Annotated in this window: 29 protein-coding genes and 1 pseudogene; 11 read left to right on the top strand and 19 right to left on the bottom strand. The window is 55.0% G+C overall.

Translation table 11 applies throughout. The features are described 5' to 3' along the window. The first annotated feature begins 74 nt into the window (after positions 1-74). Positions 75-764: a tRNA (guanosine(18)-2'-O)-methyltransferase TrmH gene (gene trmH / locus ACSZPU_RS08055; protein WP_498997334.1), complete on the top strand. Its 690-nt coding sequence runs from the start codon at positions 75-77 to the stop codon at positions 762-764. A gap of 5 nt (positions 765-769) precedes the next feature. Further along, a complete protein-coding gene (recG, locus tag ACSZPU_RS08050; protein ID WP_498997332.1) occupies positions 770-2,851 on the top strand; it encodes an ATP-dependent DNA helicase RecG in 2,082 nt (693 codons plus the stop codon). Here the strand turns inward: recG and ACSZPU_RS08045 are convergent, their stop codons facing one another. Next, positions 2,852-3,529, bottom strand: a complete 678-nt coding sequence (locus ACSZPU_RS08045; protein WP_498997330.1) for a hypothetical protein — start codon at positions 3,527-3,529, stop codon at positions 2,852-2,854. Between the two features lie 226 nt (positions 3,530-3,755). On the opposite strand from ACSZPU_RS08045, the gene ACSZPU_RS08040 reads away from it, so the two are divergent. Together ACSZPU_RS08040 and ACSZPU_RS08035 are read left to right on the top strand one after the other, a co-directional pair. Then, on the top strand, positions 3,756-5,141 hold the full coding sequence (locus ACSZPU_RS08040) for a uracil-xanthine permease family protein (protein ID WP_498997327.1): 1,386 nt from the start codon (positions 3,756-3,758) through the stop codon (positions 5,139-5,141). 120 nt (positions 5,142-5,261) lie between these two features. Then, positions 5,262-6,965, top strand: coding sequence for an AsmA family protein (locus ACSZPU_RS08035; protein ID WP_498997324.1), 1,704 nt, complete (start codon positions 5,262-5,264; stop codon positions 6,963-6,965). Between the two features lie 152 nt (positions 6,966-7,117). On the opposite strand, the gene ACSZPU_RS08030 is transcribed toward ACSZPU_RS08035, so the two are convergent. The 10 genes from ACSZPU_RS08030 to ACSZPU_RS07985 form a co-directional block, all read right to left on the bottom strand. Further along, positions 7,118-7,804, bottom strand: coding sequence for a D-lyxose/D-mannose family sugar isomerase (locus tag ACSZPU_RS08030; RefSeq protein ID WP_498997322.1), 687 nt, complete (start codon positions 7,802-7,804; stop codon positions 7,118-7,120). Continuing rightward, on the bottom strand, positions 7,801-8,718 hold the full coding sequence (locus tag ACSZPU_RS08025) for an ROK family protein (RefSeq protein ID WP_498997320.1): 918 nt from the start codon (positions 8,716-8,718) through the stop codon (positions 7,801-7,803). The genes ACSZPU_RS08030 and ACSZPU_RS08025 overlap by 4 nt, the downstream gene beginning before the upstream one ends. A gap of 48 nt (positions 8,719-8,766) precedes the next feature. After that, positions 8,767-9,627, bottom strand: coding sequence for a ketose-bisphosphate aldolase (locus ACSZPU_RS08020; RefSeq protein WP_498997318.1), 861 nt, complete (start codon positions 9,625-9,627; stop codon positions 8,767-8,769). An 81-nt stretch (positions 9,628-9,708) separates the two neighbouring features. Beyond that, positions 9,709-10,560: a class II fructose-bisphosphate aldolase gene (locus ACSZPU_RS08015; protein WP_498997316.1), complete on the bottom strand. Its 852-nt coding sequence runs from the start codon at positions 10,558-10,560 to the stop codon at positions 9,709-9,711. An 11-nt stretch (positions 10,561-10,571) separates the two neighbouring features. After that, the gene (locus ACSZPU_RS08010) at positions 10,572-11,663 is read right to left on the bottom strand and encodes a PTS fructose transporter subunit IIC (RefSeq protein WP_498997313.1); all 1,092 of its coding nucleotides are present in this window, start codon (positions 11,661-11,663) and stop codon (positions 10,572-10,574) included. Positions 11,664-11,685: 22 nt separating this feature from the next. Next, positions 11,686-12,000 carry a PTS fructose transporter subunit IIB gene (locus ACSZPU_RS08005; protein ID WP_079496886.1) on the bottom strand — a complete coding sequence of 105 codons (315 nt, stop codon included), beginning with the start codon at positions 11,998-12,000 and terminating at the stop codon, positions 11,686-11,688. A gap of 18 nt (positions 12,001-12,018) precedes the next feature. Then, positions 12,019-12,489, bottom strand: a complete 471-nt coding sequence (locus ACSZPU_RS08000; RefSeq protein ID WP_498997310.1) for a PTS sugar transporter subunit IIA — start codon at positions 12,487-12,489, stop codon at positions 12,019-12,021. Positions 12,490-12,515: 26 nt separating this feature from the next. Then, positions 12,516-14,078, bottom strand: coding sequence for a BglG family transcription antiterminator (locus ACSZPU_RS07995; RefSeq protein ID WP_498997307.1), 1,563 nt, complete (start codon positions 14,076-14,078; stop codon positions 12,516-12,518). 520 nt (positions 14,079-14,598) lie between these two features. Continuing rightward, complete coding sequence (locus tag ACSZPU_RS07990) at positions 14,599-14,808, bottom strand: YdgH/BhsA/McbA family protein (RefSeq protein ID WP_498997304.1); 210 nt, start codon at positions 14,806-14,808, stop codon at positions 14,599-14,601. 280 nt (positions 14,809-15,088) lie between these two features. Continuing rightward, a complete protein-coding gene (locus tag ACSZPU_RS07985; protein ID WP_498997302.1) occupies positions 15,089-15,376 on the bottom strand; it encodes a SymE family type I addiction module toxin in 288 nt (95 codons plus the stop codon). An 83-nt stretch (positions 15,377-15,459) separates the two neighbouring features. Between ACSZPU_RS07985 and ACSZPU_RS07980 the strand changes: the two genes are divergently transcribed. Next, the gene (locus ACSZPU_RS07980; protein ID WP_498997298.1) at positions 15,460-15,651 is read left to right on the top strand and encodes a toxin-antitoxin system HicB family antitoxin; all 192 of its coding nucleotides are present in this window, start codon (positions 15,460-15,462) and stop codon (positions 15,649-15,651) included. A gap of 1 nt (position 15,652) precedes the next feature. Here the strand turns inward: ACSZPU_RS07980 and ACSZPU_RS07975 are convergent, their stop codons facing one another. Further along, on the bottom strand, positions 15,653-15,976 hold the full coding sequence (locus tag ACSZPU_RS07975) for a hypothetical protein (protein WP_498997296.1): 324 nt from the start codon (positions 15,974-15,976) through the stop codon (positions 15,653-15,655). 392 nt (positions 15,977-16,368) lie between these two features. After that, positions 16,369-17,223, bottom strand: coding sequence for a DUF4942 domain-containing protein (locus ACSZPU_RS07970; RefSeq protein ID WP_498997294.1), 855 nt, complete (start codon positions 17,221-17,223; stop codon positions 16,369-16,371). Positions 17,224-17,756: 533 nt separating this feature from the next. Between ACSZPU_RS07970 and ACSZPU_RS07965 the strand changes: the two are divergent. The 6 genes and pseudogenes from ACSZPU_RS07965 to ACSZPU_RS07940 form a co-directional block, all read left to right on the top strand. Continuing rightward, positions 17,757-17,891 (top strand): annotated as a pseudogene (locus tag ACSZPU_RS07965) (glycosyltransferase); the annotation flags it as partial. An 81-nt stretch (positions 17,892-17,972) separates the two neighbouring features. Further along, on the top strand, positions 17,973-18,377 hold the full coding sequence (tnpA, locus tag ACSZPU_RS07960) for an IS66-like element accessory protein TnpA (RefSeq protein ID WP_102097377.1): 405 nt from the start codon (positions 17,973-17,975) through the stop codon (positions 18,375-18,377). After that, the gene (gene tnpB / locus ACSZPU_RS07955; RefSeq protein WP_116835813.1) at positions 18,374-18,721 is read left to right on the top strand and encodes an IS66 family insertion sequence element accessory protein TnpB; all 348 of its coding nucleotides are present in this window, start codon (positions 18,374-18,376) and stop codon (positions 18,719-18,721) included. The genes tnpA and tnpB overlap by 4 nt, the downstream gene beginning before the upstream one ends. 48 nt (positions 18,722-18,769) lie before the next feature. Further along, positions 18,770-20,308, top strand: coding sequence for an IS66-like element ISKpn24 family transposase (locus tag ACSZPU_RS07950; protein ID WP_498997291.1), 1,539 nt, complete (start codon positions 18,770-18,772; stop codon positions 20,306-20,308). A gap of 3 nt (positions 20,309-20,311) precedes the next feature. Beyond that, on the top strand, positions 20,312-21,208 hold the full coding sequence (locus ACSZPU_RS07945; protein ID WP_498997357.1) for a glycosyltransferase: 897 nt from the start codon (positions 20,312-20,314) through the stop codon (positions 21,206-21,208). A 3-nt stretch (positions 21,209-21,211) separates the two neighbouring features. Beyond that, positions 21,212-21,667 (top strand): hypothetical protein, encoded by a 456-nt coding sequence (locus ACSZPU_RS07940; RefSeq protein ID WP_498997288.1) that lies wholly within the window; start codon positions 21,212-21,214, stop codon positions 21,665-21,667. Positions 21,668-21,746: 79 nt separating this feature from the next. Here ACSZPU_RS07940 and ACSZPU_RS07935 read toward each other — a convergent pair whose 3' ends face one another. From ACSZPU_RS07935 to ACSZPU_RS07910, 6 genes are read right to left on the bottom strand one after another with little or no spacing between them, the layout of a single operon-like run. After that, complete coding sequence (locus ACSZPU_RS07935; RefSeq protein ID WP_498997286.1) at positions 21,747-22,121, bottom strand: TA system toxin CbtA family protein; 375 nt, start codon at positions 22,119-22,121, stop codon at positions 21,747-21,749. A gap of 49 nt (positions 22,122-22,170) precedes the next feature. Then, positions 22,171-22,530, bottom strand: a complete 360-nt coding sequence (locus ACSZPU_RS07930) for a type IV toxin-antitoxin system YeeU family antitoxin (RefSeq protein ID WP_498997284.1) — start codon at positions 22,528-22,530, stop codon at positions 22,171-22,173. Between the two features lie 22 nt (positions 22,531-22,552). Then, positions 22,553-22,774, bottom strand: coding sequence for a DUF987 domain-containing protein (locus ACSZPU_RS07925; protein ID WP_103281213.1), 222 nt, complete (start codon positions 22,772-22,774; stop codon positions 22,553-22,555). Positions 22,775-22,787: 13 nt separating this feature from the next. Next, the gene (gene radC, locus ACSZPU_RS07920) at positions 22,788-23,267 is read right to left on the bottom strand and encodes a RadC family protein (RefSeq protein ID WP_498997281.1); all 480 of its coding nucleotides are present in this window, start codon (positions 23,265-23,267) and stop codon (positions 22,788-22,790) included. Between the two features lie 44 nt (positions 23,268-23,311). After that, positions 23,312-23,530 (bottom strand): hypothetical protein, encoded by a 219-nt coding sequence (locus tag ACSZPU_RS07915; protein ID WP_498997279.1) that lies wholly within the window; start codon positions 23,528-23,530, stop codon positions 23,312-23,314. A gap of 6 nt (positions 23,531-23,536) precedes the next feature. Next, complete coding sequence (locus tag ACSZPU_RS07910; protein WP_498997277.1) at positions 23,537-24,019, bottom strand: antirestriction protein; 483 nt, start codon at positions 24,017-24,019, stop codon at positions 23,537-23,539. Positions 24,020-24,348 lie beyond the last annotated feature (329 nt).

Raw genomic sequence — 24,348 nt, 5'->3', positions numbered from 1 at the left:
GGAGCGTACAGAAGTACCTGACTGGGGTGATAGAGTGCAGCTAACGCCGAGGCAATTTGAAGGATGAAGTGTATATGAATGCACAACGTTATGCGCGAATCCGCGAGATGCTGGCCAGGCGTCAACCGGACCTGACCGTATGCATGGAGCAGGTCCACAAACCTCATAACGTTTCTGCCATTATCCGCACTGCAGATGCCGTCGGCGTACATGAAGTTCACGCCGTCTGGCCGAGCCGGCGCATGCATACCATGCTGTCATCCGCAGCGGGCAGCAACAGTTGGGTGGAAGTGAAAACGCACCCAACCATCGGCGACGCCGTTTCCCGGCTGAAAGCCGCGGGAATGCAGATACTGGCGACACACCTCTCAGACAAAGCCGTTGATTTCCGCGAGATCGACTACACCCGTCCCACCTGTATTTTGATGGGACAGGAGAAATCCGGGATCACCCAGGAAGCATTAGATCTTGCGGATCAGGACATCATCATCCCGATGATCGGCATGGTGCAGTCACTGAACGTCTCCGTCGCCTCCGCGCTGATTCTCTACGAAGCCCAGCGCCAGCGGCAAAACGCCGGCATGTACCTGCGCGAAAACAGCATGTTGCCGGACGAAGAGCAGCAGCGTCGGCTGTTTGAAGGCGGCTATCCGGTGCTGGCGCGCGTCGCCAAACGCAAAGGTCTGCCCTATCCCCGTGTCAACGAGCGTGGCGAAGTGGATGCCGACGACGCCTGGTGGGCCACCATGCAGGCAGCGAGATAACGCCTATGCAAGGTCGCCTGTTGGATGCCGTCCCGCTCAACACCCTTACCGGCGTCGGTGCGGCGCAGGCCAGTAAACTGGCAAAAATCGGCCTGCATACGATTCAGGATTTACTGCTTCACCTGCCTCTGCGCTATGAAGATCGCACCCAACTCTACCCCATTGCCGACCTGCTGCCGGGCATTTACGCCACGGTGGAAGGCGAAGTGCTGAACTGCAACATCACCTTTGGCGGACGTCGCATGATGACCTGCCAGATAAGCGACGGTTCCGGCATCCTGACCATGCGCTTTTTCAACTTTAACGCGGCGATGAAAAACAGCCTTGCGACCGGGCATCGCGTGCTGGCCTACGGTGAAGCAAAGCGCGGGAAGTACGGCGCAGAGATGATCCACCCGGAATACCGCGTGCAGGGCGACCTCAGCACGCCGGAATTGCAGGAAACCTTAACGCCGGTGTATCCGACGACCGAAGGGATAAAACAGGCGACGTTGCGCAAGCTCACCGACCAGGCCCTGGATCTGCTTGCCGCCTGCACCATTGCCGAACTGCTGCCCCCCGAGCTGGCACAGGGGCTGATGACGCTGCCGGAAGCCTTGCGCACCTTGCATCGCCCGCCGCCGTCGCTGCAGCTCGCCGATCTGGACACCGGGCAACACCCGGCACAGAGACGGTTAATTCTGGAAGAGTTACTGGCGCACAACCTCAGCATGCTAGCGTTGCGCGCCGGGGCACAGCGTTATCACGCAAAGCCGCTGAATCCGAAAGATACGCTGAAAAACAAACTGTTAGCCTCACTGCCGTTCAAACCCACTGGCGCACAGGCGCGCGTGACAGCGGAAATTGAGCGCGATATGGCGCTCGATGTGCCGATGATGCGCCTTGTGCAGGGCGATGTGGGTTCGGGGAAAACGCTAGTTGCGGCGCTGGCCGCATTGCGGGCTATCGCGAACGGCAGCCAGGTGGCGCTGATGGCACCGACCGAACTGCTGGCTGAACAGCATGCCAACAACTTCCGCAGTTGGTTCGAACCGCTCGGCGTGGAAGTGGGCTGGCTGGCGGGTAAGCAAAAAGGTAAAGCACGTCAGGCGCAGCAAGAAGCCATTGCCAGCGGCCAGGTACAAATGATCGTCGGCACGCACGCCATCTTCCAGGAACAGGTCCAGTTTAACGGCCTCGCGCTGGTGATTATCGACGAACAGCACCGTTTCGGCGTGCATCAGCGTCTGGCACTGTGGGAGAAAGGCCAGCAGCAGGGCTTCCATCCTCATCAGCTGATCATGACCGCGACGCCGATTCCGCGCACCCTGGCGATGACCGCCTATGCCGACCTCGACACCTCAGTTATCGACGAACTCCCGCCGGGCCGAACACCGGTGACTACCGTCGCCATTCCGGACACCCGACGCAGCGAGATTATCGATCGCGTACGCAGTGCCTGTACCGGCGAAGGCCGCCAGGCCTACTGGGTTTGTACGCTGATTGAAGAGTCCGACCTGCTGGAAGCCCAGGCGGCGGAAGCCACTTGGGAAGAGTTGAAGCTGGCGCTGCCGGAGCTGAATGTCGGTCTGGTTCACGGACGCATGAAGCCCGCGGAAAAACAGGCGGTGATGCAGGCTTTCAAACAGGGCGACATGCACCTTCTGGTCGCGACAACCGTGATTGAAGTGGGTGTGGACGTCCCCAACGCCAGCCTGATGATTATCGAAAACCCGGAGCGTCTGGGTCTTGCGCAACTCCACCAGCTACGCGGCCGCGTCGGACGTGGCGCGGTGGCCTCACACTGCGTACTGCTCTTCAAGTCGCCACTGTCGAAAACCGCGCAAAAACGCCTGCAGGTGCTGCGCGACAGTAACGACGGCTTTGTGATTGCGCAAAAAGACCTGGAGATCCGTGGCCCCGGCGAGCTGCTCGGCACCCGCCAGACCGGGACCGCCGAGTTCAAAGTGGCCGATTTGCTGCGCGACCAGGGCATGATCCCGGAAGTACAGCGCATCGCCCGCCATATTCACGAACGCTATCCCCAGCAGGCCGAAGCCCTTATCGAGCGCTGGATGCCGGAAACCGAACGCTATTCCAACGCCTGATCACTGCTTGTGATAGACGTTGTCAAAACTGACGTTCATTCCGCCACAATAGCCGCTATCACTGACGATTAAGTTGCCATTAACCAGCTGCGCCGTCCCGCTGCAGCTGTATTCCTCTTTCGGGTTTCCCCAGTGCAGGGCATTGCCTTGTGGCGCAATCGTCTCATCGAGATCGCCGGTGTGCACAACCTCATAGCCTGCCGAATTCTTACCGCCATACCATGTCGCCTGGCCGCTGAGTTTAATTTTCCCGTTGCCGACGGACTTAACCTCAATCACATTGTCACCTGCCTCGGCGTGCCATTTTCCGGTCCACTCGGCGAGCGTTGCGCTGTGCACCGGCTGCTTTTCTAACGCCGTCGTGGGCATCCAGCCAACAAACTCATGCTTTTTCCCCGAGTACCAGACGCAGCTCCAGCCCGGCACTTCCTGCGCCACCAGCACCGTATTGCCTGCCACCAGATAGGGTTTTGTTGCGCAGGCGTTGCCTTGCCCTGGGCATCCCTCATCGTCGCGGTAAAAATGCACTTTTGCGTCGCCGCCTGCTTTCACTGTTGCCTGATTAAAAACGCCCGGCCAGGAGGGGAAATAGCCATTACGACAGCTATGCAGATCGTATTCGTCAGCAAAACACCCGGCGGAGAAAAAGGTCAGTGCGAGCAGTATTTTTCCTTTCATATCAATCCCTAATTTTTAATTGTCATGCGCGATTGCCCGTAATTTTAGCATTGCGCAAATCCTGCGGAGCGTTAAATGCCCAGACCAACCAAAATCCGTAGGCCTTAGAACCCAATTTGCCGCACTCAACATTCTTTATAAAAGTACGTTTTATTGTTTAGCAACCGTTTGCTTTTACCAAACAGTCCGCTAGAATCTCCGCTTTTCCATCAGGGGATTGTTTGCGATGTCTGTCAACACCATCGAGTCCGAAAATGCGCAAACGGTTGCGCACACCCAACCCAGTGAACTGATCTACCGCCTTGAAGACCGCCCGCCGCTGGCGCAAACCATTTTTGCCGCGCTGCAGCACCTGCTGGCGATGTTTGTTGGCGTTATCACGCCAGGCCTGCTGATTTGTCAGGCGCTGGGTTTACCGGCTCAGGATACGCAGCACATCATCAGCATGTCGCTGTTCGCGTCCGGCGTCGCATCCATTATCCAGATTAAAGCCTGGGGTCCGGTTGGTTCCGGCCTGCTGTCTATTCAGGGCACCAGCTTCAACTTCGTTGCGCCGCTGATCATGGGCGGTACCGCACTGAAAACCGGCGGTGCCGATGTGCCAACGATGATGGCCGCACTGTTCGGTTCCCTGATGCTGGCAAGCTGCACCGAGATGGTTATCTCCCGCATTCTGCCGTTTGCCCGCCGCATCATCACCCCACTGGTCTCTGGCGTGGTGGTGATGATTATCGGCCTGTCGCTAATTCAGGTCGGCCTGACGTCCGTTGGCGGTGGCTTTGGCGCGATGGCGAACCACACCTTCGGCGCACCGAAAAACCTGCTGCTGGCAGGTATCGTTCTGGCCATCATCATCCTGCTGAACCGTCAGCGTAACCCGTACCTGCGTATCGCCTCCCTGGTGATTGCGATGGCTGTCGGTTACGTCGTTGCCATGATGATGGGCATGCTCCCGGCTTATAACGCGCCGAGCAGCAGCTTTATGATCCCAACGCCGCTGTATTACGGCCTGAGCATCGACTGGAACATGCTGCTGCCGCTGATGCTAGTGTTTATGATCACCTCGCTGGAAACCATCGGCGATATCACCGCAACGTCTGACGTCTCCGAGCAGCCGGTTTCCGGCCCGGTGTACATGAATCGCCTGAAAGGCGGCGTACTGGCAAACGGCCTGAACTCCTTTGTTTCTGCGGTGTTCAACACCTTCCCGAACTCCTGCTTCGGCCAGAACAACGGCGTGATTCAGCTGACGGGTGTTGCCAGCCGTTATATCGGCTTCTTCGTTGCCGTGATGCTGATGGTGATGGGCCTGTTCCCGGCCGTCGCAGCCTTCGTTCAGCAGTTGCCTGAGCCGGTACTCGGCGGCGCAACGCTGGTCATGTTCGGTACTATCGCCGCATCCGGTGTGCGTATCGTGTCCCGCGAGCCGCTGAACCGCCGCGCCATCATGATCATCGCCCTGTCGCTGGCCGTTGGCCTTGGGGTTTCCCAGCAGCCAATGATTCTGCAATTCGCCCCTGACTGGCTGAAAAACCTGCTCTCTTCCGGCATCGCCGCGGGTGGTATCACCGCTATCGTACTGAACCTGGTTTTCCCTGCCGATAAGCAGTAATCCCCCCAGAGGCAACGGAGCCGTTCCGTTGCCTCTGTAATGCTCTTTCATCATTCGAACCTTGAGCTATGCGCATAAATCGTGCATAACTCCTGTACGGGTTTACGAGGGTGGAAGATCATGAAATTTATTGGAAAGCTGCTAATTTTCGTCATTGTCGTCCTGCTGCTGGCGATAGTGGCCTGTTATTTCCTGCTGCAGACCCGCTGGGGTGCCATGCAGGTCAGTAACTGGGTAAACGAAAAGAGCCAGTATCACCTCACCGTTGAGGCCATTGATCACCAGTTTTCCTCCCCGTCCCACGTTCTGTTACGCAACGTCAATTTTGGCCGCAAAGGGCAGCCCGCCACACTGGTCGCCAAAGCGGTGGATATTGGCCTGAGCAGCCGCCAGATTACCGATCCGCTGCACACCGACACCATTTTGCTGCAGGACGGTACGCTGAATCTTTCTCCGGCTACCGCGCCGCTCCCCTTCCAGGCAGACCGCCTGCAACTGAGCAATATGGCCTTTAACAGCCCGGCGACCGGCTGGGATTTGAGTGCGCAACGCGTTACCGGCGGCGTAAGCCCCTGGCAGCCTGTCGAGGGCAACGTACTCGGTACTCAGGCGCAAATTCAGATGAGCGCAGGCTCGATGACCCTTAACGGCGTGCCGGCCAGCAACGTATTGATTCAGGGCAGCATCGATAAAGGGACCGTGACGTTAACCACCATTGGCGCGGATATGGCGCGCGGTTCGCTGACCGGGAATGCCCGGCGCGATGCGGATGGCGGCTGGGTGGTGGATAACCTGCGGCTGACCGATATTCGCCTGCAGAGCGATAAATCGCTGAAAGATTTCCTTGCCCCGCTCACCACCTTGCCGTCGCTGCAAATCGGGCGGCTGGATGTGACCGATGCGCGCCTGCAGGGGCCGGAGTGGGCGATTGCCGATCTGGACCTGACGCTGCGCAATCTGACGCTTACTAAAGGCGACTGGCACACGGATGACGGTCAGCTGTCGATGAACGCCAATGAGTTTATCTACGGTTCGCTGCACTTCTACGACCCGATTGTGAACGCCGAATTTACCCCGGCGGGCATTGCAATGCAGCAGTTCACTACCCGCTGGGAAAACGGGATGGTACGCACGTCCGGCTACTGGATGCGTAGCGGTAAAGCGCTGGTGCTGAACGACGCGGCCATCGTCGGGCTGGAATATACGCTGCCCGCCAACTGGAAACAGCTGTGGATGGATACTCTGCCAGACTGGCTGAACAGCGTGACGCTGACCAAGTTCAGCGCCAGCCGCAACCTGGTGATTGATATCGACCCGGCATTCCCGTGGCAGCTGACATCGCTGGATGGCTACGGCACCAACGTGCAGCTGGCGCGTGACCACAAATGGGGCGTGTGGAATGGCGATGTGAAGCTCAATGCCGCCGCCGCAACCTTTAACCGGGTGGATGTGCGCAGGCCGTCGCTGGGTTTAAGCGCCAACGGCAGTTCGGTGAATATTACCGAGTTGAGCGCTTTTACCGAGAAAGGGATGCTGGAAGCCACCGCCGTGGTTGGGCAGACGCCGGAGCGTACCACACGCGTGAGTCTGAACGGACGCGGTGTGCCCGTGAACGTGCTGGAGCAGTGGGGATGGCCAGCATTGCCCATTAGCGGCGACGGTAATTTGCAATTGAGCGCCACGGGCCGCATTCAGGCCGACGCGCCGTTAAAACCAACGGTTGATGGCGAGTTATCCGCCGTGAATGCCCAGCAACAGCAGGTGAAGCAGAGTATGCACGGCGGCGTGGTGTCAGGCGGTGAAGCTACCGCGCCAGCGCCGTAACCCATTTTCCCCGGTGGCGCGTCGGCACGATGCGTAGCCCGGATAAGGCGTTTACGCCGCATCCGGGAATCCGGCAACAGCGCAGCCAACAACCCTCACCCCGTCCTCTCCCTAAAAGGGAGAGGGAGAAAAACGCGCCGCATCCGGGAAAATCACGTCACATTCAAACGGTCATACTCATTGCATAACAGCCACTTCACGGGCACATCCTCGTCGATGGCCGGGAAACGCCCGCCGGGTTCGAGAAAATGGTTATCGCGCTTATCGTCATTCACCATCGAAATCTCCCAGCCGAGCACAAACGCTTTCTCGGCCCAGAAACGGTGATACAAACGCGGCGGCAGGCACACCCCCTGCCCCGGTTTTAACACCAGTGTCTCGCCGGGCTTAAACGTCCGTCGCCGCCCGTCCACGCGCACCTCTACCGTTCGCCGCTCGTCAAACAGCGCCTCATCCGTCGCCCAGCCGAGCTGCATACACAAATCACCGCCGCCCCGGTTCAGAATGTCTTCCATCTTATGGCTATGAAAATGCCACGGCGTCTGCTGTTCCTGCTGAATTTGCAGCATCTTTTCGGCATACGGCTTCGGGTACGCGCTCGAATTCAGCGCGCCGTTACGTAACGTCAGCAGCGTCAGGCCAATCTTGCCGAAATCACCCCGGCCAAAATCGGTGATATCCCAGCCCAGTTGCAGGTCCAGCACCTCAGCCCACTCCTCCAGCGGCTGCTTTCGCCAGGCATCGGCGGTAAAAAATGCAAACTCCGGCAAACACACCCGGAACGTCTCGGCGATGGCATGAGCTTTATCAATGGCATAGTTAATCTGTGAACGTTTCATTCTGTTCTCCCGGTTCGAATGGCAAGCCAGGCAGCGCCGCGCATGCCGCTGCTGTCGCCGTGATGGGCTTTCACGATGGGGGTGGAGAAATGATCGGTAAAAACGAAGGGGGCCACGTCGGCGTCCAGGTTCGCGATAAGCAATGCCGCATTCGACAGCCCGCCGCCAATCACAATCACGCCGGGGTCGAGCAGGTTCACCACCGTCGCCAGCGTGCGGGCAAGCTGCTGGCGAAACCGCGCCACCTGCCGCACGGCGTTGGGCTCACCCTGCTGCGCCAGCGCCACAATCGCATCGCCCGACAGATGCTGCCTGCTAAGAAGCTGGTAGCGCTCACTGATGCCCGTTCCCGAAACAAACGACTCCACGCAGTTGTCTTTCCCGCAGTAACAGCGTGTTGGCGGCCCGTCGTGCTGCTCGCTGTAGCCCGGCAGGGTGATATGCCCGCACTCGGCGGCATTCCCCCACGCGCCAACGAATGGCTGGCGATTGATGGCTATCCCGCAGCCGCAGCCGGTGCCGAGCGTAATACCAAACACCACCTCATGCTGCTGCCCCGCACCGTCGCAGGCTTCCGACAAGGCAAAGCAGTTGCCGTCGTTCGCCATCACCACCGTCTGCCCCAGTAACTGCTGGAGATCCGTCTGCAACGCACGGCCATTAATCACCTGAATATTCGAGTTTTTAATCAGCCCGCTCAGCGGCGAGACGCTGCCCGGCAGGGCAATCCCCGTCATCATCGGCTGCTGCCTGTCATGGCGAATCTGATCGATAAAGGCGACCACCGATTCCACAAACTGCGAATAGCTCGCTTTCAGCGTCGGGCAGCGATAACGGGCCATTTCCCGCCCCTGCGCATCCATCACCACCGCCGCGATTTTTGTGCCGCCGATATCCAGCCCCAGGTAGTCCATATCCCTTTCCTTGTTGCGAAAGAGGCGGGCGAACCCGCCTCGATGACCTTAGTAGAGTGACGCTTTCCCGGTCGATCCAAACAGCTTCATTTTGTGGCGGATCACATCCCGCGCGGCGTTGATCGCATCCGGATAGATCACGTTCGGATCCCACCAGGTTTCTCTGGCGAGGATCTCACGCACTTTCTGGAAGTAGGCGTACTTCATGTCGCTGGAAATGTTGATTTTGCCCACGCCCAGGGTCACCGACTCGGCGATTTCCGCATCCGGGTTGGCCGAACCACCGTGCAGCACCAGCGGAATATCCAGACGCCCGGCAATATCGCGCAGAATGTTCATTTGTAGTTTCGGCTGCATCCCTTTCGGGTAAATGCCGTGCGCCGTACCGATCGCCACCGCCAGGGTGTCTGCCCCGGTACGGGCAATAAAATCTTCCGCCTGGGCCGGGTCGGTATAGGTCACTTTCGACACGCCGCCTTCCACAGACGTGCCCGTCTGGCCGATGGTGCCCAACTCTCCTTCCACCGAAACACCCACCGCATGCGCCAGGCGCACCACCTCTTTGGTCAGCGTCACGTTCTCCTCATAGGGCAGCAGCGAGCCGTCGATCATCACCGAGGTGAATCCACACTGGATTGCCCGCAACACATGCTCGACCGACGCGCCGTGGTCCAGGTGCAGGGTGAACGGTACCGGGCTGCGCATCGTGATATCGCGGACATAGCTGAAAAAGGTATCCCCGACAAAATCGTGCTCGCTCGGGTGGATGGAGATAATGGCAGGCGTGTTGGTGGCTTCCGCTTCTTCCACCACCGCGCGGATAAAGCAGCTGTCCGCCACGTTGAACGCACCAATAGCGAAACCGTGTTGGCGGGTGGGTTTCAGTAACTCTTTCATTGAAATTAACATGTTAATTCTCCAGTTTCAGGGTGTAGCAAGCCCTGCCGGTGCGTCGTTGCAGAGGCATAGAAGGCGTGACAGAAAAATGGATCAGGCTTTGCCGATGGCGCCGCTGGCCTGCAGATACGGGATAATGGCTTCCTCGCTGGCCTGCTCCATGGCCATCAGCACATCCACCAGTTCGCGAGAGTTGTCATGACACAGGGTATGCAGTAGCGCGGCTTTCCCGGCTTCAAACACCGCGGCACCGACGTTGATCTTGGCGACGCCAAAGGCCGGGCAACGCTGCATCTGGTCAAACGGGGTACCGCTGCCGCCGTGCAATGCCAGGGGCACCGTCGATTTACGGGCCACCTCTTCCAGGCGCTGAAAATCGATGGCAGGCGTGATGCCGGGGGCGTACATGCCGTGCGCGGTGCCGACTGACACCGCCAGCAGATCAATCCCGGTCTGCTGGATAAACGGCTCAACGTCGGCGGCCTGGGTCATCAGATCCGCATTGGTGGCGTGGTCGTAGCGCGGCGCATCGGCCAGATGGCCCAGCTCCCCTTCCACACACAACCCGGCGCTGGCAGCCAGCTCAACCACCGCGCGGGTCTGGCGGATGTTCTCTTCCAGCGGGAAGGCAGACGCGTCGATCATCAGTCCGCTGAACCCGGCGCGAAACGCCTGGCGAATGCGCAGCGGATCTTTCCCGTGGTCCAGTGCCAGCGTGATCGGCACCGTGGCCTCCTCTGCCAGCGCTTTCACCACCGCCACGGCAACCGGTGCCGGGAAATGGGCCAAATGCCCCTGATACAGGTTCAGGATGATTGGCGCACGGTGCTTCTCGGCAACCCGCACCGCGGCACGGGCGGTTTCCATGTTCATACAGTTGATGGCGAGCAGCGCATAGTGTTCGCGCCAGGCTTTGGTCACCATGCTTTTCATATCGGCAAACATAGGGTCTCCGTTTATTCCAGGGTGAAGGTGATCTCTTCGTCTTTCAGCTTTTTCTCGCTGAGTTCGTCAAACTCTTCGTCACGTTCGGTCACCGGTTTCTTCCACAGCGACAGCATCACGCCGCAGATAACCGTGCCGATCCCCAGCGCCAGGCAGAACAGCAGCGGATGGGTAAACAGCGGGACCACGAACATGCCACCGTGCGGCACCGGGCTTTCTACGCCCCACACCATGATCAGACCACCCGCAACTGCCGAGGCCACCACACAGGAGCCGACCACGCGCAGCAGGTCGCGCGCCGCAATCGGGATAACCCCTTCGGTAATCATGCAGATCCCCATCGGGAAGGCCGCTTTTAACGCTTCACGTTCAGCGCGGGTATATTTGTGGCGCGTCAGCAGGAACGAGAGGGTGATGCCGAACGGGGGAATAATGGAGCCGACAAACTTCACCGCTTCTGGCCCGTATACACCACTCACCAGCAGCCCATCGGCGAACAGCGACATGGTTTTGTTCACCGGGCCGCCGAAGTCGAACGTCGCCATCGCCCCGAGGATGGCCCCCATCAGGAAGCGTGAGCCGCCCTGCATCGACTCCAGCATGTGGATCAGCGCGTCCTGCAGCCAGGCGATGGGCTTGCCGATCAGGGTCATCATCAGCAGGCCGCCAATAATGGTGCTCAGCACCGGCAGCACCATTATGGGCATCAGACCTTGCATCGATTTCGGCAGGCGAATGTAATGTTTAAGCAGCAGGACGGTGTAGCCCACCAGGAAACCGCCCAACATCCCGCCGATAAACCCGGTATGAATTTGCCCGCAGACAAAGCCGACAATCAGGCCCGGCGCGAATCCGGGACGATCAGCAATGGAATAGGCAATCGCGGCGCTGATCAGGGGGACAATCAACCCCATTCCCCAGCCGCCAATCTGATTGAGCATCCAGGGAATGGTGCCCGTTTTTTCGCCAACGTTTGTGCCGCCGATTACCTGGCCGAGGGCAATACAGATCCCTGCCGCCACAATTAACGGAATCATCCACGAGATGCCCGTCAAAAGATGTCTTTTAATTTCCTGCGAAACAGGAACTTTATTTTCACTCATGTGAGATCCCTCCGAATAAGGATCATGCATTAGCTAATGATTTTTCGACCTTTTCAAGAAACTGAACGGGTGATTTAATAACAATTTCGGTCTTAACTCGCACGATGCGTTTATTAATGAAGCGCTCTTCTCCTTTTATTTTGACATCGACCGCAAGAATAACGACGTCGGCTGCGGAAATATCTTCCACCAGTAATTCATTTTCAGTACCAATAGTGCCCTGAGTTTCCACTTTAATATTATGCCCGAGCGCTTTCGCGCCTTTAATTAACTTCTCGCGGGCAATATACGTATGTGCAATTCCCGCCGTACAGGCAGCAACACAAACAATATTCATAACATGCTCCACTTTTATTTAGAAAACATCGGATTCAGCATATTGACTGAACAAGTCAATAATCTTTTGTGGACTACTCTCTTCCAGTAATTGCTCGATAATCTCCTCATCCGCCAGCGCACCCGCCACCTGAGACAACAACCGGATATGCGTGGTGTTTTGATCTTCAAGCCGTACAGCAAACAAAATAATGCAGCGCACGTTACTGCCATCGAGGGTTTCCCAGGGGATATCGTGGCGCGTGCGTCCAATCGCCAGCGTGGTATTGACCACCGCCGATGATTTTCCATGGGGTATCGCGATATGATTTTCGAAGCCGGTCGACCCTTCTGACTCACGTTGCCAGACATCCTGAATAAACGTTTCCCGGCAATTAATCGCACCGTCTTTTTGCAGCAGGTCGGTTAGTTCTTCAATTGCCTCTGCTTTATTCGTGGCCTTCATATCTAAAATAACGCGATTCATATTCAGGATTTTCGTTATGTCCATTAATCATACCTCATGGAATTCAAAGATTAATTTTCGACGACCAGAGACGTCGCACGATGCAATTTTTCCGTGATGACCGTTTCCGTCACGCGCTTAATATCGGCATCATTAAAGAAGGTGGTGACATACACCACCGGCAGAGCAATGGCGGGCAGATTGATCGTCGATACCACCAGCTCAATATCCTCCGTCAGCATTGACGGTAGGCTCCCTGCGGAGACCACGCCTACGATGGTCCAGTCTGGGAAGGCGCGTAGAATGCGGCTTTTCAGCAGGTGCGACGTGCCGATACCTGTCGAACAGACCAGCAGCACGCGTTTGCGAGCAATTTGCCGCTCCATCGCCGCCTGGAAATGCACGGTCAAATAACCAACTTCATCTTCCGACACCACCTGCTCGCCCCAGCCGCTGAACACCCGGTTCACCGCGCACTGAGTCAGCCGCCAGACGTCCTGCAACTCGCCTTTGATATCGTCCAGCAGCGGATTACGAATGCGAATCTGGTAATTGAGTCGGTTAATCAACGGCTTGATATGAATGAGCAGTCCGTCGTACAGGGCGATGTCCTGGCTAAAGTCGCTGTCGACCATGTCGACCATGTCGGCGAAGGTCGCGATAAGCCGGTGTGTAATCAGCCGGGCCTCGTCGCTGGAGTGCATATGGCCAATCACGCTGACGTCGTTATGCTCTTCGATGACCACGCCGGAAGAGATAATGTATTGATAAATAAACCAGACTTCGTCTTCCGGCAGTGGATGGGCAATGCGTGTTTCGATACGCTGAATCATACGGCTGGCGACGGAAAAGATGTTTTCATCGAAGACGCTGGCGTTATCGTCCTTTTTTGGCAGCGCATTGCCGCGCGTAATGCGATACATCATAATCAGAATATGGGTGAAGATATTGACGTAATAGGGCTCACCCAGCGACCAGCAGAGATCGTTTTCCATCTCCTGCAATAATGACTGAACGAATAAAACGTCTTCTTCGCCAAAATAATGGACCAGCGCGTTATAACTCCCCGGGTCGAGGCGGGAATAGATCACGCTGCCCGGTTCGTTATGGTTAATGACACCGTTAATCAGCGATGCCATTGCCTGGCGCACGCTACTCTCGCTGCCTTCGATATGCGTTCCGCTCTGGCTGCGAATCAACGTGAGTCCCAGCGGGGCAATCCAGGACTCAATCACTTTCAGGTCATTAACGATGGAAGCGCTGCTAATAAAATAACGTTCCGACAATTTGCTAATGGACGTTTCATGTGGCGTTTCGCTTAATAATTGTGAGGCTATTTTCACGCGCCGGGAATTGTTCATCATGCCATCGGTATCGTCACCTTCCGCACCCAACAACTGATCGAGGTGTAACAGGTCCGTTATATTATCTGCGCTTAACATTACCCCGGCACCGGCACGTTTATTTATGCCGATACTCCATTCCGCTAACCACGGCTCGAGGATACGTAAATCGCGCTGAATGGTTTTTTCCGAGACATTTAAGTACTCAGCGATTTTTAACAAGGTAATAAATTCCCTTCGGGGAAGAAGAAATTTCAATAATCTGTTTTGTCGCGAGGTAATCATTTGCATTATTTACCCTTACACAGATTAAAAATAATTAAGAAGCTCTGAACAGATAAGCTCCACTTGCAATCCGTGATGATAAATATAAAAGGGCATTGAAATAACGACAATACTAAATCGTGTCCTGCCTTCCGGACAGAGAATAAGACAAGAAGGGGGATCTCAGAGATATTTACAGCGCAGATCACACTTTTAGCGCTAATTAACGTGATAGCGCTCGCAAATATGGGGAGGATAAAAAATTTAAATCAGATAATTCTTTTGTGGATGTCTGGCGTTACTCGTGTCAGGTACAAAAACCCCGGTGGCGCTACGCTTACCAGGGCTACCGGCCAGCACCCCGAACGCACGAACTGTAGCCCGGATAAGGCGTTTGCGCCGCATCCGGAACTTCCCTGGTGGCGCAATGCTCGCCAAATCACAAACGCAAAAAAGCCCCCGAAGGGGCCTGAAGGGTTTTCTTTGAGGGCGAACCTGCCCGCTTTGCGGCGACCTGTCCGGCAGTTCCCTCTGCGACCATTCGGTCTTATTTGCTCAGTTCAGCGGTCATGTGAACAACGTTGTTCACGGTCGCTTCGGTAATTTTATAAGAAGCCCCTTCCTGCTGTGCCTGGGCGGCAATTTTGGCTTCTGCACCGTCGATGGTGGAGGAGCTTGCGGTCACGCTCTGAGCGAAAGCACCGAAGGACATCATGGAAAGAGCGGCAACTGCAACGAAAATTTTGATGGATTTCATGGTCGTATTCCTTAAGTTATTTTGTTCGGAGTGGGGCGTGTCGCCCTGATGTGATAAATAATAGACCGACCATGCGATGATGAAAATCTAAACTATTTGCCTATAACATTCAAAAAATTAGAATATGATTTGAGTGTTTTTGTGGGCGCGGATGCAGGGGAAAGGCATAAATGTTTGCCGCCTATATTGGGCACTGAAACCCCGGTGTCGCTGCGCTAACCGGGGCTACGGATCGTAGCCCGGATAAGGCGTTTTACGCCGCATCCAGGGTCATTCGATATCACGCCGCCGCAAGCGCGCCTTTAATTTCCTTCAACGCTCGCTTCGCCTGCTTTAACTCCTCTGCCAGCGTTTGTTCTTTGTCGCTATTTGTCATCAGCACAATGCAACCGTCCATCACCTTTACGCTCACCTGACGTCCGGTGTCGAACCCCGCTTCACGCAGCCACTTGCCGGAAAGCATCAAACTCGGCGTACTGGTGTCGCCATGATGCGGGCGATATCCCACAATTAACTGGCGTTCGGTTCCCGCAGACGTAAAGTCCAGGTTAGAATGCAAATCAGCCATAATCAACTCCTTGATAGTTGTTGAGGTTAGACGCTCCGGCTGTGGGCCAACACCGCTGGAGCGTTGATTGAATAGGTGGCCTTATGTCAATCATATCGCGCGAAAAAAAACCAAAAGGTGGCGGTCAGTCGCCGCAGTTCAAAATGCGTATTGATCCGGCATTGAAGGAACAACTTGACGCCGTAGCTGCAGAAGAAGGTATCAGTCTCGCCAGTTGGCTAAAGGAACTGGCGAGGGAGGCTTTAATTAAAAGAGGGATGAATCCTAAAGGGTAATCTACTTTTTATCGATAGTTTCGGTAAAAGTATTTTTTAACTTATTTATTTGTTCCAAAAATGAATTTTCTCGGTCCTGAATTAGCTTATTTATTCTTTCCATTTCTTTCATGTGCAACTCACGGTTACTTTCGAAAGCAGAGTATTTCAGCTCATTTGCTACGTCATTTAGGGCATTTTGAAGTGGCAAAGTACTTTCTTTATAGTCATTTGAAAATCTGTCAATTTTTGCATTCAAAATTGAGGCTGTATTTTGTCTGACCGTAGCAACATCTAATTCTTTTAACCCCCAGTTATAACCCGCAATACCCGCTATTAAATTCATGAAAAAATAACGATAAAATTATGAAGATATTACTTGCAGGACGATTTGATTTATTTAGGTTAATGATTAACAGGTATGAAAAATAGACCAAAATTGCAATCAAACCTAGATATCCCGCTTTCAGTAGTTCTGAAAGCATTAGATCAAACCCTTAAATTTTATTAAAAAACTCGAAGGAATATAGGAGCATTTTGGCAGATCACAGGAGTCGCATTAATGGATTATTCATTTGATATATAACAACTTATTTAATACTTGTGATTAACACCCCCCCACACGCACCCCCAAATGCTTTTCCTTGCTGCTTTTTGTACAAAAAATAGTCAGTAATTCACACGCAGCATTGAGGCATCTTACTTCATTTCCATGCAAAAAGCAGTTACCCCACTTCTTCAGAATAAATAGAGGGGGCTGTCTTCTTTAGCCAACATCCTTGGATAGTGTTTCGCCACGATGTCATTCATCTTTTCAACTAGGTCCAGACGTTTGAAAATCACATGTGCAGTACCTTTTTGAAAATAACGGATACTAAAAAGATCATCTTCATAACTCTGCAGACGAGGGCTATCTCGAACATGCTCCATTAGACGTACTGAGATATCTCCACGATTTTCAGGGACAGGCTTACTATCCAGCAGGTGCAACATTCTCTCCAAATCAACTAACTGGTTGCGTCTCCAGCCCGAGGTTAAACTAAATCCCCAGCGATTGTGACTCACCAGATTACTGATGATGATCTTCTTACCGAAACTGCAGGGGCTATTGGTTTTGTAATCCCACGACAGCCCTCTAAACACATTGATGATTCCGCGCTCGAATACCTCAGCCTTGCTCTGGTGCAACTGCTCAAAGGTGCTGAGAATATTCTCTTCGCTGACAGCCGGAATATCGTCCTTTTCCAGGCTGTTGTACCACTGGTCACGAGCCTGAGCGTCCATGAGCGATAGCATCCCTGACTTTTTCATTAAATCGCGCCATATACCACGATCGAGATTACGGGTAATGGCTTTCATCGCTGTTTCTGGTTTCTCCATCAGCCAGCAACCATAGCGGAATTCCTGCTTCATGGCCCAGTCCAGTGCGGTTTTACCGCCGATACAGCGGGTCAGCGTTGAGATATCGTCAAGGTTCTGAATGAGCGCTTCAATCTGTGCCAGCGCGGCATTACGTCCGCTGACGATACGTTCAATGCTGGTGGAGCAAACCACGTCGGTATATCCGGTTAATACTTCTGCTTCATTCTGCATGTTGAAACTCCATAAATAAAAAAAACCCGCAATGCATGCAGGCCGGGTGCTGTTGATCTATCAGGACCAGGGACGGTACCTAAAACAGGATGGAAACCATGATCGATTAAACCGATCGATTTATGAAAATTGATCTGCAAAATGAATTATCCGGCCCGGTAGTCTCTGTGCTAAATTCCCAAAAAATCATTTAACATATTGTTTGTTAATTCATTTCCTGTCTTCTGGCGGGCGGCTTTCTTTTGTCCTGCGGGCACGGTTCCGGAATGCGACAACAGGTGATGGAATGAAAAGATGTGCCAGATGTAACAAGAAAAGAGGCGTTCTGGACCGGATTTTCGGGCTGGATAAAGAATTCTGCGATGACTGTCTGATGGTGGTTAATCAGGAAATCAGAGAAAAACGAGTGGTATCCACACCAGCACGAAAATCACCTGAACGCTCTTCCTGATAATGTTTCTTACCCGGCAGGTTATTGCCCCTGATGTGGTGACAACGCTGAACCTTCCCTCTGTTTACATTCCCTTAGTGCAATGAAAATCAACATCGATATCAGCGTCATCATTCCTGCCTTCAATGCAGCTGACAGCATCGGAGCTCTGGTCAATACACTGCTTGGCGAAACAACGCTCAGTGCTGAAATCATTGTTGTGGATGACGGTTCAACCGTAAGCGTCGTCTCAGCACCGTCTGGCAGATCCTGATATTCCTGAGAGGATAGTGGACACCAAATATGGTGGACGCTATCCATGAAATCATTAACCGCAGTGCGAAAAAAAAGCCCTAATTATCCCGTTGAGTTCAAAATCAAAATGGTTGAACTCTCGCATCGACCAGAGATCTCCGTAGCGCAACTCGCTCGTGAGCATGGGATCAACGATAATTTGCTGTTCAAGTGGCGCCAGTACTGGCGCGAAGGAAAACTACGTCCTCCTTCAACAACAGAAAACAGCGTGCCTGAGCTGCTCCCGATAACACTTGATGCCGAAGATGTTGTTCCTGCAACCTCCCCCCGGTCACAACCTGTAGCTGCTGCGGCACCTGAATCACTCAATATCAGCTGTGAAGTGACGTTCCGGCACGGATCACTCCGTCTGAATGGTGCCATCAGCGAAAATATCCTGAACCTGCTGATACGGGAGCTCAAACGTTGATCCCATTACCATCAGGGACAAAGATCTGGCTGGTCGCTGGCATCACCGATATGAGAAACGGCTTCAACGGCCTGGCGGCAAAGGTGCAGACGGTGCTGAAAGACGATCCGATGTCAGGTCACGTTTTTATCTTCCGTGGGCGTAATGGCAGTCAGGTAAAGCTCCTCTGGTCTACCGGCGATGGACTGTGTCTGCTGACCAAACGGCTGGAGCGCGGCCGCTTCGCCTGGCCGTCAGCCCGGGATGGCAAAGTGTTCCTCACACCGGCACAGCTGGCGATGCTCCTTGAAGGTATCGACTGGCGGCAGCCTAAAAGACTGCTTACGTCACTGACTATGTTGTAGGCCTCTTTATCCTGGTCGACGCTGAATGAGCCTGGTAATATACCCGGTATGAACAGCTTACTTCCTGACGATATCGATGAACTGAAATGTCTCCTTGCCGAACAGGAGGCGCTGAACCGTGCCCTTCTGGAAAAGCTGAACGAGCGTGAACGCGAAATAGATCACCTGCAGGCGCAACTGGATAAGCTGCGCCGGATGAACTTCGGCAGCCGCTCCGAAAAAGTCTCCCGCCGTATCGCGCAGATGGAAGCCGACCTTAAGCAGTTGCAGAAAGAAAGCGATACCCTTACCGGTCGGGTGGATGACCCGGCCGTGCAGCGCCCGCTGCGGCAGACCCGTACCCGCAAACCGTTCCCTGAATCACTTCCCCGTGACGAAAAACGGCTGCTGCCGGCAGCGTCATGCTGCCCGGAATGTGGTGGTGCGCTGAGTTACCTGGGTGAAGATGCCGCCGAACAGCTGGAGCTGATGCGCAGCGCCTTCCGGGTTATCCGGACAGTACGTGAAAAACATGCCTGTACTCAGTGCGATGCCATCGTGCAGGCAGCCGCGCCTTCACGGCCCATCGAGCGGGGTATCGCCGGCCCGGGGCTGCTGGCCCGCGTGCTGACCTCAAAGTATGCAGAGCACACCCCGCTGTACCGCCAGTCTGAAATATACGCCCGCCAGGGTGTGGAGCTGAGCCGTTCACTGCTGTCGGGCTGGGTGGATGCGTGTTGCCGGCTACTGTCACCGCTGGAAGGGGCGCTTCAGGACTATGTGCTGACTGACGGCAAGCTCCATGCTGATGACACGCCTGTCCCGGTGCTGTTGCCAGGTAATAAGAAAACGAAGACCGGGCGGTTGTGGACGTACGTTCGTGACGACCGTAACGCCGGGTCAGAGCTGGCGCCGGCAGTGTGGTTCGCTTACAGCCCGGACAGAAAAGGTATCCACCCGCGGACCCATCTTGCGGGGTTCAGTGGTGTTCTGCAGGCGGATGCGTACGCCGGGTTCAACGAACTGTACCGCAATGGACAGATAACGGAAGCTGCCTGCTGGGCTCATGCCCGCCGCAAGATCCACGATGTGCACGTTCGCACCCCGTCAGCGCTGACGGAGGAAGCCCTGAAACGGATCGGTGAGTTATATGCCATCGAGGCGGAAATAAGGGGGATGCCGGCGAAGCGACGCCTTGCAGAACGTCAGCAAAAAGCTAAACCGCGACTGAAATCCCTGGAAAGCTGGCTGCGTGAAAAGGTGAAAACGCTGTCGCGACACTCAGAACTGGCGAAAGCGTTCACGTACGTACTGAACCAGTGGCCGGCGCTGGCTTACTATACTGACGACGGCTGGGCCGAGGCAGATAACAACATAGCTGAGAATGCGCTACGGATGGTCAGCCTGGGCCGCAAAAACTACCTGTTCTTCGGTTCGGATCATGGAGGAGAGCGGGGAGCGCTGCTGTACAGCCTGATCGGGACATGCAAACTGAACGGAGTGGAGCCAGAAAGCTACCTCCGTTATGTCCTTGACGTCATTGCTGACTGGCCGATAAACCGGGTCAGCGAACTACTCCCCTGGCGCATCACACTGCCAACTGAATAACCCATCCCCGTCAATACGGTTCTCGCTGGACGCTTACGTTCAACCGACGAAACATGGACGGTACTCAGCGCCATTACAGATGAACGGCTTATTCTCATTCGTCAGGAAAATCAGGGTGTGTATGCTGCCCGTAATGCTGCACTGGCGATTCACCGTGGTGAATGGGTGGTGTTTCTGGATGCAGATGACCGGATTGCAGCAGATTTTCTGCAGGAACGGCTGCGCACAGCACGCGAAGCACAGACTGATATCGTCCTTTTCAATGCCCGGCATACAGACAGTGCCGGACATCTGCGGCATCCCGTTCACCGCAGACAGCCTTACGGCCAGACGCTGACGGGTCAACAATGGATACGCCATTGCGTCAGCCAGAGGGAGTGGCCGCATTACCTGTGGCTGCAGATAATCCGTTCAGCGTATATCCGCGAGCATAACCTGCGATTCCAGGAAGGTAAAAGCCACAAGGATATTCTCTGGACGATACAGCTTGCCGCCGCAGATGGCCGGTTTTATTTCTCTGACAGACAGGATTACTTCTGGGTGAATAACCCGACATCAATTACCCACCGCCCGGATTATTACGATATCCGCGCGGTCAGCTATAGCGACGTGATTGCAGATATTCTGGCCCTCAGCGCACAGACGCAGTACCGGGCAGTCAGACGAGCGCTGGTCAGGCATGCGCTGGTGGAAAGCCGCCATTTTCTGGGCCTTTACCGGCGCAGGGTGAGTGACCGGCAGGCGGTCCGGGCGCGTTTTCGTGCGCGGATAGCCTTTCGCCATCTGGTACCCGGCGTGAGCAACCTGAGCGATGTCTTTTTCCTCCTGAAGCTGGTCCGCAATATTTATCTGCCTGGTGTCCGCAATACTCCCGCAGCCGTTTCGCAGGAGCGGCGTTAATCCATGGATATCGCAACGCTTCTGGCGCGGTCATGGCAAACAGCGACAACGGGTGATGACTCGATTCGCTCTGCCAGGGATATCGTCGAACGCTGGTATGACAAAGGCGGTGACCTCTCCCAACGGACCCGGCGATTTATGCTGCGGGAATGCCTGTGGATAGCCGCACATTACCGGGACACCGAAGCGGTACTCACCCGGCAGTTTCGCCTGCTGGCCGTGTTACTGTATCTGGGCGGCTATTTTCCGAAAGGGAATGCCGGTGACATGCTCCCGGAGAAATGTTTCATTTTACTGAACGCCCCGGAATTAAGCCCCCTCCTGACAAACGATACGACTTCCGATGTTCTGGCGGCGTCCTGCCGCACCCTCTTCTACTGCAGACAGATATCTCCGTTAAGGTGTTACCGCCATACGCGCTGTCTGAGCGAACATCTGTATCAGCTGATGGAGATCTGATAAAAGCGCCAGTCGTTTTACTGGCGCCTGAGAGGCTGATCGCTGCTGGTGTCGGTTTCTGCGACCAGGGCGAACGTCATTATTTCCCTCCGCTGAACCTGCCGCTGGTGATGTCAGTAACGGTTTTATATCCCTTGCGGGTCATCAGCCCGGTAGCCTTCCGGGCGCGGAGCATATCGATGCTGCCGATAAACGGAGACGGCTCTTGCACGCTGAAACCGGGGCGGTCAGTACGCACCAGGTCGTACTTTTCCACGATAAAACTCACCGCGTCACACACTGAAATACCCGCATCAATGTGCTTCTGGATCACACTGTCGTTGCCAAACGGTGTGTCGTTGAGGGTAAGGCCGTAGTGTTGCTCCAGCAGATACTCCAGTAATTTTTGCCAGATTTCGACTGATGACAGACGTGACGATGCCGCCCTTTGAGGGGGCCGGGATTGTATTTGCATGGTTTGCACTCTTTGTTGGCTGGTTTGACGAAGGAAAAGCGTCCGGGGTTTATGCGGTTGTTGCAGATGTCGGATAAATTACGATATACAAATAGCCACAGGAACCGAGCGTATCGGCCTCACATATCAGCCCTTTTGCGTGGAGCGTGATGCAGCGCTGAATGTGGGGCGTGAGTTCGTTGCTGGTCAGCATAAGCTCCATCTGCTTCATCAGTACCGGAAATGCCTGGTCCAGATGGCGTAAATCTGCGTCGCTGAATGTCCCGGCAATGCTGGCGCGGTCGGCCAGGTAATACAGGCGGTTGCCCTCCTGGACCAGGCGTGCGCCAAAGCACGGGGTGATATCGCGTTTCAGCCCCCACCACGGCGCTTCTGTGTGGTGGCTGTCTGTTGGTGTTTTATTCGACAATGTAGCGCTCCTTAAATATGGGTTAATTCAGAGTGACACAACGCAGGGTCACATACGGGCCGTTGCGGTCCTGACGGCGTTCAGCAAACACGGCCAGCACGCCGCTGATATCCTGCACCTCGCGACCTGCGTAGTGGCAGACGCTGCCGGACCATTTATATTTCCCGGTGCAGAAACGAAATAAGCGGGACTGCGGGTGCTGACGGTAGATTGTCATCGCCTGACGCTTGCTGATAATTTTCATCGCTGTTATCTCCTTATAGCCAGCCGCGTTCGGCAAACGAGACCATCTCCATACCGCCGACAACCAGATGGTCCAGCAGGCGAATGTCCACCAGGGCAAGGGCCTGTATAAGGCGTTGCGTGACAGACCGGTCTGCCTGGCTGGGTGTGGGGTCACCGGAAGGGTGGTTGTGCGCGACTATCACTGCCGCCGCATTGAAGTACAGGGCGCGTTTGACCGCCTCGCGGGGATGGACTTCGGTGCTGCTGATGGTGCCGGTGAACAGGATTTCATGAGCAATAAGGCGATGCTGATTGTCGAGATACAGCACCATAAACACTTCACGCTCCAGTGTGGCAAGGTGCAGGCGCAGCCAGTCACGGGTAGCGCTGGTGGACGTGAAAGGCGCACCCGGCTCGCGCAGGTGGTGCTCAAGTAAAGATAACGCCCGTTTAACCGTCCGTTGAGTTGTTAACGGTAAGGCGTTGCATGTCAGGGAATATGATACGGGCATGATGCTCTCGCGGGTCAGTGGTGGACAAAAAATAGAGGCAGGGGCTACTGCGGCAGGGAGAGGGGCCTGCCATACAGCTTATGGGCCACGGTGAAGGCCGGGTTCATGGTTTCGAACCACGCCCAGACTGTCGTGATGCCGGTGCCTGCCGGAAAGTGTAAAAAGGGTTCGCTGATAACCACGTCATCCTCATCCTCTTCGACGGGGACCTGTGTCAGCGCGTCCCACAGGGCATCAAGCCGGGACAGTGCAGCGTGTTCCATTTTTTCTCAGTCAATAATGGCGAGAATGGCGCGGGCTTCGGCGTGCTGCAGGGCGTAATCCCGCAGCCGGTCGTAATGCCCGGTCATGGCGCTGCACATCGTGCGGCAGGCATGATGACTGTATGTCAGCAGACAGACAGCAATGCCAGCGGCTTCTGCACTCATGACCGCATCGTTACTGTTCATACTGTTGAATAATGTCCACGGGTCATCGTCGCCGTCATCCGGCTCAGGTGCCATAAAGGCCCCGCCGTTGCTGAGGGTGTAAAACTGCCAGATACCGCCCTGGTAATCCGTGCAGAAACGGTCCATCCACGCGAAGATACGGGGTTCCAGGGTTATCCACTGTGGAATGCCCCCGAAGTGCAGTGGCCAGAAGGCAATACGTTGCTCATCAGGGACAGGTGTGCACGTGATGCCGCCCGTCTCAGGGCATGGTGACGTTGTTGATTCAGCCAGGGGGCGGGGGGGATTGAGCATGTTGTTCATGTGATGTCCTTTTATTGGTCGGAGAACGCGTTATTCAGATGGAGTGACGGGCAGGACCGTGCATAACCATCCTCATCACAGCATGAGGGCCAGAGCCCTTCTGTCAGAAATACCCTGCACAAACTGAGTTCGCCGGGGCGATACAGAAGGTGTGAGCACCAGGCGCAAAGGTCGTCGTCAGAGATGGAACGGCAACCTGGCTCACCGGTCAGGGTGAACGGATATGGCGTGACCGGTATCACTCCATCCGGAGAGCCTGTACATAAAATTGTGTAATTGCCTGATTTTGATATGTTCAATCCAACATCAAAAGCAGGTTAATTTATGGA

Source organism: Phytobacter sp. V69, assembly GCF_965644215.1.
GTDB lineage: Bacteria > Pseudomonadota > Gammaproteobacteria > Enterobacterales > Enterobacteriaceae > Phytobacter.
Note: the sequence above shows the minus strand (reverse complement) of the source record. Positions and strands in the feature narration are given on the sequence as shown.